This is a genomic window from Xylanibacter caecicola, assembly GCF_013166515.1.
In the GTDB taxonomy this organism is placed as follows: Bacteria; Bacteroidota; Bacteroidia; order Bacteroidales; family Bacteroidaceae; genus Prevotella; species Prevotella caecicola.
Genome location: NZ_JABKKJ010000029.1, coordinates 15,575 through 28,128, shown reverse-complemented (window position 1 = coordinate 28,128; position 12,554 = coordinate 15,575). Strand labels below are relative to the sequence as shown.

Annotated in this window: 11 protein-coding genes and 1 pseudogene; 5 read left to right on the top strand and 7 right to left on the bottom strand. The window is 42.8% G+C overall.

The window, feature by feature from the left end; all coding sequences use genetic code 11:
• Window positions 1–118, top strand: a pseudogene (locus HPS54_RS13165) (IS30 family transposase); the annotation flags it as partial.
• Between the two features lie 2 nt (window positions 119–120).
• Here HPS54_RS13165 and HPS54_RS11535 read toward each other — a convergent pair.
• From HPS54_RS11535 to pckA, 7 genes are all read right to left on the bottom strand, one after another.
• Window positions 121–1,254 (bottom strand): tetratricopeptide repeat protein, encoded by a 1,134-nt coding sequence (locus HPS54_RS11535; RefSeq protein ID WP_172345603.1) that lies wholly within the window; start codon window positions 1,252–1,254, stop codon window positions 121–123.
• 465 nt (window positions 1,255–1,719) lie between these two features.
• Entirely contained in the window at window positions 1,720–3,099 is a 1,380-nt protein-coding gene (locus HPS54_RS11530; RefSeq protein ID WP_172345602.1) for a FimB/Mfa2 family fimbrial subunit, read from the bottom strand.
• Window positions 3,100–3,185: 86 nt separating this feature from the next.
• Entirely contained in the window at window positions 3,186–5,033 is a 1,848-nt protein-coding gene (locus HPS54_RS11525; protein WP_172345601.1) for a DUF349 domain-containing protein, read from the bottom strand.
• Between the two features lie 113 nt (window positions 5,034–5,146).
• Window positions 5,147–6,073 carry a magnesium transporter CorA family protein gene (locus HPS54_RS11520; RefSeq protein ID WP_172345600.1) on the bottom strand — a complete coding sequence of 309 codons (927 nt, stop codon included), beginning with the start codon at window positions 6,071–6,073 and terminating at the stop codon, window positions 5,147–5,149.
• A 403-nt stretch (window positions 6,074–6,476) separates the two neighbouring features.
• The gene (locus HPS54_RS11515; RefSeq protein ID WP_172345599.1) at window positions 6,477–6,668 is read right to left on the bottom strand and encodes a hypothetical protein; all 192 of its coding nucleotides are present in this window, start codon (window positions 6,666–6,668) and stop codon (window positions 6,477–6,479) included.
• A 302-nt stretch (window positions 6,669–6,970) separates the two neighbouring features.
• Window positions 6,971–7,285, bottom strand: a complete 315-nt coding sequence (locus HPS54_RS11510) for a hypothetical protein (RefSeq protein ID WP_172345598.1) — start codon at window positions 7,283–7,285, stop codon at window positions 6,971–6,973.
• Window positions 7,286–7,395: 110 nt separating this feature from the next.
• Window positions 7,396–8,997: a phosphoenolpyruvate carboxykinase (ATP) gene (pckA, locus tag HPS54_RS11505; RefSeq protein ID WP_172345597.1), complete on the bottom strand. Its 1,602-nt coding sequence runs from the start codon at window positions 8,995–8,997 to the stop codon at window positions 7,396–7,398.
• Window positions 8,998–9,507: 510 nt separating this feature from the next.
• Here pckA and upp point away from each other — a divergent pair.
• The 4 genes from upp to HPS54_RS11485 all read left to right on the top strand — a co-directional run bounded on the left by upp (window position 9,508) and on the right by HPS54_RS11485 (window position 12,477).
• The gene (gene upp, locus HPS54_RS11500) at window positions 9,508–10,164 is read left to right on the top strand and encodes a uracil phosphoribosyltransferase (RefSeq protein ID WP_172345596.1); all 657 of its coding nucleotides are present in this window, start codon (window positions 9,508–9,510) and stop codon (window positions 10,162–10,164) included.
• A gap of 537 nt (window positions 10,165–10,701) precedes the next feature.
• Entirely contained in the window at window positions 10,702–11,670 is a 969-nt protein-coding gene (locus HPS54_RS11495; RefSeq protein ID WP_172345595.1) for a manganese catalase family protein, read from the top strand.
• Window positions 11,671–11,875: 205 nt separating this feature from the next.
• Window positions 11,876–12,229, top strand: coding sequence for a hypothetical protein (locus tag HPS54_RS11490; RefSeq protein ID WP_172345594.1), 354 nt, complete (start codon window positions 11,876–11,878; stop codon window positions 12,227–12,229).
• A 53-nt stretch (window positions 12,230–12,282) separates the two neighbouring features.
• Entirely contained in the window at window positions 12,283–12,477 is a 195-nt protein-coding gene (locus HPS54_RS11485) for a hypothetical protein (protein ID WP_172345593.1), read from the top strand.
• The last annotated feature ends 77 nt before the right edge of the window (window positions 12,478–12,554 follow it).

Sequence of the window (12,554 nt, the reverse complement as noted above, 5' to 3'; positions counted from 1 at the left end):
CAACTATATCAAGAAAGTGGGAAAGAAATTGAACCTCAGACCGAGAAAGAAACTAAATTTCTCAACCCCGAAAGAAGAATTCTTCAAACAAATCATTAATTTTGCACTTGCCAGTTGAAACTACCGCAAGCGTTCTTTCTCACGTTCAAGTTCTTTTTCTAATTCATTCTTTTGTTTGCCAAGATTATTCAGTCTGTTCTCCAGGTTTGTTATTGTCAGATTGTTTGTATGAATATGTTCCTCAGATTTTTGTATTCTCTCATTTAATATCTGTTTGTATAATTTATATCTTAGGAGTTGCTCGTCTCGTTTTTTTATACTGTATTTTATATATATAACCAAAATGGTCAACAGCATAACAGCAATGGTTGATGATAATATTATGGCGATTCTATTACGTTTGTTTCTTTCTTTTAATAAAATATTTTCTTTTTCTTTTATCTGATAGTTGTATTGAGCATTCATACGGGCAATGATATCGGTTCGTTTTATTGCTTTGACAGAATCGGAATATATCTTGTACATCTTGAAACTGTGTTTAGCCTTATTATATTCTTTACTGTCAAGATATGTTTCAGTAAGGTTTGTATAAGCAATTTTTTTTGCATAAACATTACCTATGTGTTCAATTTGTTTACAGTAATATAAAAGCGAGTCTTTGTTACCTTTCTGTTTGTATATATCAGCCATAAGTGAATAGGCAGAACTGCTATCTGACAGCAGGATTATTTTAAATGATTGTTTTGCATACATCATAGCCGAATCAGGTTTATTTGTAATCCTATATAAACTGGCTGTATAGTGTTCAATATTGGCTATCATATATTTATCATTATATTGTTTTGCCATGCAATAAGCCTTCTTCAAATACTCAAATGCCTTGTCGTGGTTGTCTTTTGACTCATATTCGGTTGATATATCCCTTAAGTCATATATCATGGCAATAGTGTCATTTGTTGCTTTATTACACTGATAGGCAGCCGTGAACATTTTCAAGGCTTCATCATATACTTCCTGATAATGGAACAGATAGCCCATTTGGCTGTAAATGCGTGAGCGTAGATCTGTGTCTTCACCTTGTTTTAATGCGTCGTTGGCTTTTTGGAAATAGTCGAGAGCCTGCGGGGCATTCTGTGTTTCGGCGTAGATGCGTCCGGCATAGTAATATATTGTAGGCAGAAGATTTCTGTCACCGCGGTGTTCATAATAATCAACAAGTTCCGTTATGTTTTCTTTTTCTTCTTTCGCTTTCATCCGCTCTGCCTTATCTTTAGCCTGTATGCACAACAGACGGTAGTACATTCTTGCATCTTCCGGCGAGGTTTCGATGTATTTCGCTATATTTCTTAACAATGATATGGCACTGTCCGGATTAACGTTGCAAAGACTGTCTGCCACGATCAGCTGTTGCGGATATTTATGTCCTATGCATGCGCAGATAGTAATGATGCCGGATATCAGTAGCAGGTATATAGCCCTTATGTGGGTTGTTGCAGTTGATATTGTCTTCATGTCGTTCAGTCTTGGATGTTTTGTTTGCAAATTAAGTTTTAGGTATGCAAATGTAATAAAATTAATTTGTTTGGATGTTAAAATGATGTTTAATGTGTGGTTTTTGCAGTAAAATGTAATTACGTGTGGCGTAATATTGATATAACACCATATATGTAGGATATGTGTCCTACATATACGGTGTCATCTGAAATCGGTAATGGTTGTTTATTTGAATGTCACTGTAGCAAAAGCGCGTAATATTACAGTTTTAAGACCGCTGTTGGGATTGTTGTCCGTGTCGCCGCGGAATATGTTGTATGTGTTTATTTCTCCGCTTGATGTCATGAAATAATATGAATACACGCTGCCTCCTGATTTCTCAACGATAATGTCCTGTCCTAAGTTTGTCAGGTTGCCGTTTATTGTCTCGAGGTTTTCTTTTACATATACCATTTCTTCAAGATTTGGCAGTCTCCAACCTGTGATGCCGTCTGTTGCCAGTCCGGCAATGGCGTTGTTTACAGCTTCGGATATGGATGCCTGGTTGCCTCTTGTAAATGTCAGTGCGTTTCTCGAACCGGTAGATATCAACGTTACAGTGGTGGCACCGCCTGATGTGACGGATTTCAGAACATAGCATCCTTTATATAATGAGCCGGCAGACGGAGCCTCGCCCGTTTCTTCGCCACCCGTTATATCTCCCGGATTGTTCTCCGACGATGTGCTTCCGTTCTCGTCAAAGTTGAATATGATGTCTTTTGTGCCTTCCCATGCAACTCCGGTCATTGTACCGTTAAGTGTTATACCGCTTTCGTCGGTGTATGTTCCGGTTATCCTTATTTTGTAATTGGCTTTCAGTTCGTCTGTGCATGAGTAAGAATAGCTTTTGGTAATGTTGCTTGTGGCAAGAGACACCTTTATCGTTGCTGGTCCTGATGCTTCGGGCAGATATGCCATGGATGTGTTTTCCCATGTGCCTGTCTCTCCTTGTCTTGTAAGGCTTATCGTGTGGCTGCCGTTGTCACCGCTGTATGCCCCGTTAAGCATTATGTCTTCGTGTAGAGGCGTTATTGTAACCGATACGGCTGTCACGCTGTTAGGCACGTTGTTTATTGTCACCTTTTCTATCATCATTACTTTTCGCGACAATGTGAGTGTAAGTGTATTTTCCTCGCCGAATGCAAGGTTTATGGTGCTTGTTGCCGTCATTAGGTCGGCATGCTGCATTCCCTCTTTGAGCGATATCACCGTCTCTTTTGTTGCTTCTTCCTTTGTAGGCAGGTTGTATTTGGCTGCATCGGCTCCTGCAATGGCGTACACTCTGTAGTTTCCTTCCGGCAGTTTCAGTGACATGCGTTCGTTTTCCTTTTCTATGGTCGTCAGTGCTACGCATGTGTTCTTGCTGTTGAAGATGTAGATGTTTACCGGATAGCTTATTTTTGTGCCGTCTTCCGCGCTTGCTGCAGCAACACGTGTGCGTATGGTTAGTGTGCTCGCAGCCTCTTTGCCTCCCGGTTCCTCGTCGCTGTCCGATACATATTTCTCGCATGAAGCGAGTATTACGGATGCAGTAAGGAGCAGAAATAATTTGATAATTTTTTTCATGGTAGTTGTGTTTTTGATTTTTTAGTGTTATAATAAAAACGCTCCCCTCTTCAAAAGAAATGAAAAGGGGAGCGTTTCTTGTTGTATCACTTGTCTTCATTCTCGTTACATTCGGCGTCTATTGCCTTTATCTTCTGGTAAACGAGATTCATGTCATCTTTAAGTTTTTGTACCTTACGGTTCATTTCGTCAATCAGACTGTTGCCTTTCTTGCTTGCCGCATTCAGAAATCCGAGATTGTTCTCGTAAGTCTGTATCTCCTGCTTCATCTGTTCGTAGCGTCTCATCAGTCTTGCACGTTCGCTATCCAGAGCGTTTGAGCCTTTTTCCGCAACGTTTTTCAGATTGTTCTTGAAGTTGTCAAGACGCCGGCGTGCAGCAGAGATGTTCAGTTCCTTATATAACCTGTCAAGCACCTCGTGATATTCCTTGTACAGTCTGTCCTTTTCTTTGAAAGGAACATGCCCGGTGGCATTGTATTCGTCAGTGAGGCTTCTTACTTTCTCCTGTATGTTTTCGCCTGCATCTTCGATCAGTGCCTTCAGCTGTTCTATTATGCCTTGTTTCTTTTCAAGGTTGGCACGTTCTTCGTTCTTTGTTCCTGCATTTGCCGCGTTGCGTGCCTCAAAGAAATGGTTGCATGCACCAAGGAACTCGTTCCACAACAAGTCGCCTGTTTTCTTTGGAACCACGCCTATTTTCTTCCATTCTTTTTGCAGGGTTATGAGCTTGTCGCTTGTCGACTTCCAGTCCGTGCTGTCCTGAAGTGCCTTTGCCTGTTCTACAAGTGCTTTCTTCTTTTCAGTGTTTTCGGCAAACTTCTGTTTCAGATCCTTGAAGTATTCCGCTTTTCCTCCGAAGAAACCGTCGCATGCAATGCGGAAACGTTCGAAAATCTTTACGTTCATTTTCTGCGGTGCAAAGCCTATAGTCTTCCATTCTGCCTGTATGGCGATGATTTCCTTTGTGGCTTTTTCCCAGTCGGCTGCACCTTTCTTCTCTTCCTTTGTTATGGCTTCCACCTTTTCACACAATGTTGTCTTCTTTGCAAGGTTTTCTTCTTCCTTTGCCCTCAGGTCTTCAAAGTGCTGTTGGTGGCGCTTGTTTATTACAGTCGATGCAGCTTTGAAACGTGCCCATGTGCTTTCACGAAGTTCTTTTGCCACAGGACCGGTCTCGCGGAATTCCTGGTGCAGCTTCTGCAACTGGTGGAATGCACTTATCACATCGCTTTCCTCTGCCAGTTTCTCTGCGGCTTCGCACAGGCGTGCCTTTATTTCAAGGTTCTTCTTGAAGTCGTATTCGCGGGCTTCGCTGTTGAGTTTCAGCAGGTCATAGAACTGTTCTACATACAGCTGGTAGTTTCTCCATAGCTCGTTTGCCTTTTCAGCCGGAACAAGTTTTATTTCCTTCCACTCCTGTTGCAGTGCCTTAAACTCCTGAAAAGATTTGTTTGCCTCTTCGGGTGAAGTCGTGAGTGCCTTTATCTTCTCTATTATTTCCTGCTTTTTCTTCAGGTTCTCCTGTTTCAGGTTCTCCTGTTCAAGAAATATTCTGGCACGTTTTTCCTTTATGACTCCCATTTCAGCCTTGAAAACCTCTTCGTCCTCGTCGGGTTGTATCTGATATTTCTCGGGTTCGCCGCCGGCTTCAATATAGGCTTTCATCTCTGCTTCTCTTTCGGCAAAGTGCAGTTTGTAAAACATTGTCTTGAGGTTGTCAATCTCTTCTTTTTCCGGATTGTCGTTGCCGTGGGCAATTTCCTTAATCCTTTCCACCACCTCTTTTTTTGTTTTATATACCTTTTTCAGCACTTCGTCTGTTGTTTCGGCTGTGGCGGCATTGTTTTCTTCCACTGCGCTGTTGTTTGTTCCAGCGGTTGTTTCTGCATTCTGTTCTTCCGGTACGAGAACTTTTTCTTGAGAGTCCATCATTTCACTTTCTTAGTTTATGATTTGATTTTCCAAACGTTTTTTAATAAGTTGCAAACTTAATTAAAAATATTGTAACTACCTAAATTAAATAATTGTTTTTTCATTATAGTGCCTTAAATCAGTCTCTTGTGGCGGAAAATCCACCAGGACAGTCCCGATATGAATACAGACACCACCATGGCGATGATAAATCCGAACCTGTTGCTTTCCATGCCGTTTATCAGGTTCATGCCGAACAGACTGGCAATGAGCGTGGGAAACATCAGTATGATAGACACGGACGTAAGTGTACGCATCACCGTGTTCATGTTGTTGTTGATGATACTTGAGTATGTGTCCATGGTAGACTCGAGAATGTTCGAGTATATGTTTGTCATTTCCCTTGCCTGGCTCATCTCGATGTTCACATCTTCTATAAGGTTGGCGTCGAGTTCGTCTATCTGCAACTTGAATTTCAGCTTGGCAAGAAGGTTTTCATTGCCCCTTATTGATGTGAGGAAGTATGTGAGCGAGTCCTGAAGTCTTGACAAGCCTATGAGCGACTCGTTGTTCACCTCTCTGTCAAGATTGCGCTTAGCCTTGTCTATGAGACTGTTTATTTGCTTAAGCCTTTTCAGATACCATACCGCCGATGACAGGAACAGTCTGAAAATGAGATCTACGTGGTCGGTAAATCCCACATTGCGTTTCTGTTGGAAACTGAGAAAGTCTATCATCATGTTCGACTCGTAGAAACATACCGTGATGGTGACATCGCGTTTGTGTATGATGCCGAGCGGAACGGTGGTATAAGGCGTTCTTGAACGTATTTCCTTTACGTATGGTATACGCAGGATTATCAGCATCCACCCGTCGTCGTACTCATAACGGGCACGCTCGTCGGTATCGCTTATGTCTGAAAAGAAATATTCGGGAATGTCAAATCGGTCTTCCAGTTCCTTCTGGTCTTCTTCAGTAGGACATGTCACTTGTATCCAGCAGTTTGGCTCCCATTCGCCAATCGCTTTCAAACCATTGGTTGTGTTCCAGTATGTTTTCATTTACAAATCCTCCGCAAATAAAAAGCAGTGACGAAAGACTTGCATTGAAAAACAGTCTTACATCACATGCAGGTTTATATTTTCCGCGTAATAGTCGTCCATAAAATCGATTAATGATAAATTCGCTGCAAAAGTAATGAAATGAATTAACAATTTAAGGATTATAAATAAATAATTAAGATTTATTAGGTTTTGAGCTTTTTTTGTCGCATTTGAAGTCAGGGCTTTCCGTTTATGCCCTTACTGTAGAGGCAATAGGGAAGCGTGAAGTAAAGTTCTTCATACTCAGGCATTTGTATATACATTTTATAACCCATAGCTTTATGATGCGTAAAGCTATGGGTTACGGTGTCTGAAGCTATGGTTTTTGAAACGCAAAGCTATGGATTATAAACAGCGTATATCAGAGTATTCTGCCGCAGATGCGGAAATTCAAGGTGGGATATACCTTTATCTTGCTTATGGTCTTTATGATGCCGCCGTCGCCGCCGTCTACGTCATCATCGGTCAGCCTTTTGTCGAAGCAGTATACCTTGGGCGTTCCCCAGAACTGCACGCCGAGGTCGAACATAAATCCTACGCGCTTCTTTGGCACGGCACGTCCGAAACCTATGCCGAGATAAGGCTTGAACGATGAAGTCTTTATGGATGCCTGTACGTTACCGTTATCGTCCGGCTCAAGAAGATAGTCGCCAAGCTCAACGCCGATTTTCTCCTGTCCGGGGTAAAGTCCGGCTTCAACGTCGTTGTTGAATTTTGCCAGATCCTCCAGGATTCCGTATTCTTTGTTGTATGCCTTTACAATCTTCGACGAACCGAAGTATGCACCGGCTGTTACGTGGAAACTGCTTCTTTTGAAAGGATATACGTCAAACAGCAGCTTGCCGTTAGTAAATCCTACTTTTCCTCCGCCTCGATGTTGTTCGGTATGTCATAGCCTGCAACATTCGGTGCATCGATGTCAAAGTCGGTGCTTACCTTGATGTTAGGCATGAAGTCCATGCCAGCCCTTACCTGTACGTAGTTGCATACAGGCATTGCCACGTCGAATCCTATACCCGTTGTTCCTACGTTTAATCCTACAGACAGATGATTGAAGATGTTTTTGTCGTTCTTGCAGCAGTTCTCTTTGTTGCCGCATTTTGTGTTGTTTTGTGCGCCCGCGCTTATAGTGAAAGCCAGCGCAACGATTAGTAAAATCTTTGATTTCATAAATAATTGTTTTTGTATTATTTTAGATAATGTTTGCAAATATACGTTAATTTGTCAAATAAAGCAAGGTTTTGTATCGATATAGGCTCTCAGCCCTTGTTTGCTCTATATCAGAGTTTCGGACCAGCTGCTACAAGAGCCTTGCCAGCCTCGTTGCCTTCGTACTTGGCGAAGTTCTTGATGAAGCGTGCTGCAAGATCCTTTGCTTTCTTCTCCCACTCGCAAGCGCATCCGTATGTGTCGCGCGGATCGAGAATGTTTGTATCAACGCCCGGAAGCTCTGTCGGAACTGTGAAGTCGAACATAGGTATCTGCTTTGTAGGAGCCTTGTCGATGTCGCCGCTCAATATTGCGTCGATGATACCACGTGTATCCTTGATGGAGATACGCTTGCCTGTACCGTTCCAGCCTGTGTTTACGAGGTATGCCTTGGCACCGTTTGCCTCCATCTTCTTTACCAGCTCCTCTGCATATTTTGTAGGATGCAGCTCGAGGAAAGCCTGACCGAAGCAAGCCGAGAATGTAGGCGTAGGCTCTGTGATGCCGCGCTCTGTACCGGCAAGCTTAGCCGTGAAGCCAGAGAGGAAGTAGTATTTTGTCTGCTCCGGTGTAAGTATAGACACGGGAGGAAGCACTCCGAACGCGTCGGCAGACAGGAAGATAACCTGCTTTGCTGCCGGTGCCGATGAACCCGGCTGTATGTTGTTGATGTGGTTTATCGGGTAAGAAACACGTGTGTTCTCTGTTACGCTCTTGTCTGCAAAGTCTATTTTGCCTTCAGCGTCAACTGTAACGTTCTCCAACAGAGCGTTGCGGCGTATTGCATTGTAGATGTCCGGCTCGCTCTCCTTGTCGAGGTTGATGACTTTTGCATAGCATCCGCCTTCAAAGTTGAACACACCGTTGTCGTCCCAGCCGTGTTCGTCGTCGCCGATGAGCTTACGCTTCGGGTCGGTTGAAAGAGTTGTCTTTCCTGTTCCTGACAGACCGAAGAAGATTGCAGTGTTCTCACCGTTCATGTCGCAGTTTGCAGAGCAGTGCATAGATGCTATTCCCTTCAGGGGCAGGTAGTAGTTCATCATGGAGAACATGCCCTTCTTCATCTCACCGCCATACCATGTGTTGATGATAACCTGCTCGCGGCTTGTGGTGTTGAATGCTACACAGGTTTCAGAGTTAAGACCCAGCTCCTTGTAGTTCTCAACCTTTGCCTTAGAAGCGTTGTAAACAATGAAGTCTGGCTCGAAAGCTTCAAGCTCTTCTGCCGTGGGGCGGATGAACATGTTTGTTACAAAGTGAGCCTGCCATGCAACTTCAACGATGAAACGCACTGCCATGCGTGTGTCTTTGTTTGCACCGCAGAAACCGTCAACTACGTAGAGGTTCTTGTTGCAAAGCTCGTTCTTGGCGATATCTTTAACCTTGCCCCAAACTTCTTCAGACATGGGGTGGTTGTCGTTCTTGTATTCTTCCGATGTCCACCATACAGTGTCCTTGGAGTTAGCATCCATTACGATGTACTTGTCCTTGGGAGAACGGCCTGTGTAGATGCCCGTCATTACGTTCACTGCATTGAGTTCTGTGTTCTGACCTACCTCATAGCCTTCGAGACCGGCCTTTGTTTCCTCCTCGAACAGCTGTTCGTATGAAGGATTGTGCGCGATTACGGTTGAACCGGTAATGCCATACTTTTCCAAATCCAATTTTGCCATTGTCTTAATCTGATATTAAAATGTGAATTATTTTTACCTTAAAATATATAAGCATGTACTTAAACGTGGCAAAGTTAGCAAAAACTTTTTTCACATACAAAGTTTATATAAGTAATTAAGTGTGTCTTCTCGTTTTTTAGGTTAAAGAATTGAAAAATGTTTTCGACCCTGTATTCTTTTGCTAAACGGACTTTACAAAAGGATACTTCACCTTGTGTTTCTTCAAATGCGCTGACAGTCCGTTGCTTAATATACCGTATGTTCTCGTTATGGCAATAAAACATACGTCTTTTATCTCCGGCTGTTTTACCGTATCTTCCTTTATCTCCTTTTGAACATCTCCACACTGTTGCCCATGACAATCTCTCTTCAAATGCAAAAACACCCTCAAAAAATAAAGGCAAATATTGAATCTCATAAAAGTTTAGATGACTTCATTATCAACAAAAAGGCTGTATATCTCTTTGTGTTGTCTGTGATTTGCATTATTTTTGCACAAACAAAAATATTATGAAGACAATAAATTTAAGTGAGCAAAATTCCATTCTGAATCAATACATGGCAGAGATACGCGATGTAGACTATCAGAGAAACCGCCTGCTTTTCCGTAACAACATAGAGCGTATAGGCGAGTATATGGCGTGTGAGATATCAAAGACATTAAGTTATAAGCAGAAAGAAATACAGACACCTCTCGGCATTGCCAAGATCAATTTGCCTGAAGACGAAATAGTAATTGCCACGGTGCTGCGTGCCGGACTGCCGTTTCATCAAGGTTTCCTTAACGTTTTCGACCATGCCGGCAACGCCTTTGTCAGCGCATATCGCATGTATACGAACCGCGAACACACCGAGGTGGGTGTAAGGGCTGAATACATGGCGTCTCCTTCCGTTGAGGGGAAGACGCTCATCATTGCAGATCCGATGCTTGCAACGGGAGGTTCTATGGCTGCCGGATATGAGGCACTGTTGAAAAACGGTAAGCCGGCATGTCTGCATATAGCATGTGTTATAGCAACAGAAGAGGGGCTTGATGTTGTTGAACAGGCTGTTCCCGAAGATACCACCGTGTGGTGTGCCTCGATAGATCCGGGCATGAACGAGCATAAATATATTGTTCCGGGTTTCGGAGATGCGGGCGATTTGTGTTACGGTGACAAGCTGTAATGCTTCAAGGGGACACGCCTTGTTTCCGAAAGCAGTTTTATTGAATATACGAGGGTGTCCGAATAAGTGGATATAGGGAGATAAAAGAAGGTAAAGGAAGATAAAAGACATATGTCTTGTCGATTGATATAAGACTATTGTTCTCTATCTTCCTTTACCTTCTTTTATCTCCTTATATCTACTTATTTTGATACATCTTCTTTTTGTATCTACGTTATTAATATAATGTGAATTCTCCAAAGAATGTGTCCCTACCTTTTGGAGAAGACCTTTGGATGTACTTTGCTTGAACTCACTTGTTGTACCCGTTTAATAAGATACATCCTCCTACATCTTGTTTTCATTGTCAAAGTAAAATAAAATTAGGCGTATTGTCATAATATAAAAGTATTTTAATTAAACGCGGTTTAATAGTCCTGAACAAATCATATATTGTTTCTTCATTAGCAGACGGCATCATATATTTGCAGCCGGATGCCGTTAACGGTGTCGGAGTTCATTAACTAACTTATTATTAACATTTAAAACTATTCGATTATGTTTTATCATGTAAAAGATTTGCAGTTCAATGCGCGTGTGTCGCAGCCCGATCCGCGCTTTGCAAGAATTCTTTTAGAGGCCTTTGGCGGTGCCAACGGCGAGTTAAAATCAGCAATGCAGTACTTTGTACAAGCGTTCAGTTGTCATAACCCTTATCCCGACAAGTATGACATGCTTATGGATATAGCGGCGGAAGAGCTGGGACATCTTGAGATTGTGGGTGCCACCATACAGATGCTGTTGGGTTCTGTGGGCGGAGAGATGAAGGATGCGGTAGAGACAATGGAGATAAACAAGATGATGGAGGGAAAGGCTGCCAAGGAAGAGTTCATACACCAGGCTTTCACATTCCCGCATTTCCTTGTTGTGTCTCCCGGAAGTCCTACGCTGACCGACAGTAACGGCAATCCGTGGTGTGCATCGTATATATCTGCCAATGCCGACCTTACGGTTGACTTGCGCTCGAACATGGCAGGAGAATGTCGTGCCAAGATTGGTTATGAGAACCTGCTTAAGTTTACGGACGACCCGCTGGTAAGAGAGTCACTTATGTTCCTTATGACGCGTGAGGTTACTCACTATCAGCAGTTTGAAGCTGCGCTGGAAACAATACAGCCCAACTTCCCTCCGGGAGCATTGCAGACATCGCCTAAGTACAGCAACCTTTATTTCAATTTCTCCAAAGGCAATGACGCAAGAGGTCCTTGGAACGAGGGTTTGAGTACTCAACTTAAAGAGGAGTGGCAGTATATTGACAAACCTCTTGAGGAAGTGAGACGTACTAACGGACTTGTAGAGCGTGAGCCGGAAGGTACGGAACGCACGGAGAAGGATATGCGTAAGAAAGACCGTGAAATGTCAAAGAAGAACAGTGAAGAGGTGCTCGGTTCCATTGATGACAAGAATATGCAGTGGTGCAAATGCAACTCGGACAAAAAAGAGTTTGAAGAGGAAGAGCTTGGATAAGCTTGTTTCCGGATATTAGTATTAACCATTTAAAAGTTTTAGTTATGAATAAGAATGCAGCAAAAAAGCAGGCTGATGCAAAATGCACAAAGAAAGCTTGTGAAAAGAAAGAGACAAAGAAGTCTGTTTCCGAAAGTAAGCCTAAGAAATAACAGTTATTTCAGGCAGGGTTTATAAAACAGTTATTAATTTAAATTTTAGAGTTATGAAAAAGTTATTGGCATTGGCATTGATTGGAGCGGCGGCTGCCGCTGTGGTATCAAACCGCAAAAAGATAGGCAGGTGTATGGCTTGCTGTTGTCACGGAGGTGCTTGTGATTGTCCTACAGATTGTTCAAGCGACATGTCGTGCAAGATAAAGGAAGGTGTGGACATTGTGCAGCAGAGATATGACAGGGCAAAAGAAAGTGTCCTCGAACATTATAATCATCTTAAACAGGGCATGAAAGAGGGTTATAAAAAGGCTGCTGGAAATGTGAAAGAGGTTGCAAGTGACATAAAAGACGAAGTTACCGGTAACACGGGCGGAATGCAAGAACATTCACAGCCTGCAATGTAGCAGCTTTAAGTTGGTGCCGGTCATTTGATGTTTAACTTTAAAACGATGAGCTTATGATGGTTTTTGTAGCTTGGTTTACGGGATTTATCCTTACAATAAGGATTGTTTGTGAGATAGGATGTCTGCACGTTCCTGTGCGGAAGAGACTTGTTTTCATGACACTTCTCCCTGTCACAAGTTGGGCGGGTGTCCTGTTCTACTACCTGTTTGCACGCGACCGCATGGCTCGATGGCTGGCACCGCGATGACAGCAGAACCATAAAGCTCCTGCTCGACGGGAACTTTATGGTTCGTAATTTAAAAATACCGGAAGTACGGGATGCCT

Excerpts from the sequence above, each read along its gene's own strand:
- HPS54_RS11535 (WP_172345603.1), bottom strand. The coding sequence starts at position 1,254 with ATGAAAGCGAAAGAAGAAAAAGAAAACATAACGGAACTTGTTGATTAT.
- HPS54_RS11530 (WP_172345602.1), bottom strand. The coding sequence starts at position 3,099 with ATGAAAAAAATTATCAAATTATTTCTGCTCCTTACTGCATCCGTAATA.
- HPS54_RS11525 (WP_172345601.1), bottom strand. The coding sequence starts at position 5,033 with ATGATGGACTCTCAAGAAAAAGTTCTCGTACCGGAAGAACAGAATGCA.
- HPS54_RS11520 (WP_172345600.1), bottom strand. The coding sequence starts at position 6,073 with ATGAAAACATACTGGAACACAACCAATGGTTTGAAAGCGATTGGCGAA.
- HPS54_RS11510 (WP_172345598.1), bottom strand. The coding sequence starts at position 7,285 with ATGAAATCAAAGATTTTACTAATCGTTGCGCTGGCTTTCACTATAAGC.
- pckA (WP_172345597.1), bottom strand. The coding sequence starts at position 8,997 with ATGGCAAAATTGGATTTGGAAAAGTATGGCATTACCGGTTCAACCGTA.
- upp (WP_172345596.1), top strand. The coding sequence starts at position 9,508 with ATGAAGACAATAAATTTAAGTGAGCAAAATTCCATTCTGAATCAATAC.
- HPS54_RS11495 (WP_172345595.1), top strand. The coding sequence starts at position 10,702 with ATGTTTTATCATGTAAAAGATTTGCAGTTCAATGCGCGTGTGTCGCAG.
- HPS54_RS11490 (WP_172345594.1), top strand. The coding sequence starts at position 11,876 with ATGAAAAAGTTATTGGCATTGGCATTGATTGGAGCGGCGGCTGCCGCT.
- HPS54_RS11485 (WP_172345593.1), top strand. The coding sequence starts at position 12,283 with ATGATGGTTTTTGTAGCTTGGTTTACGGGATTTATCCTTACAATAAGG.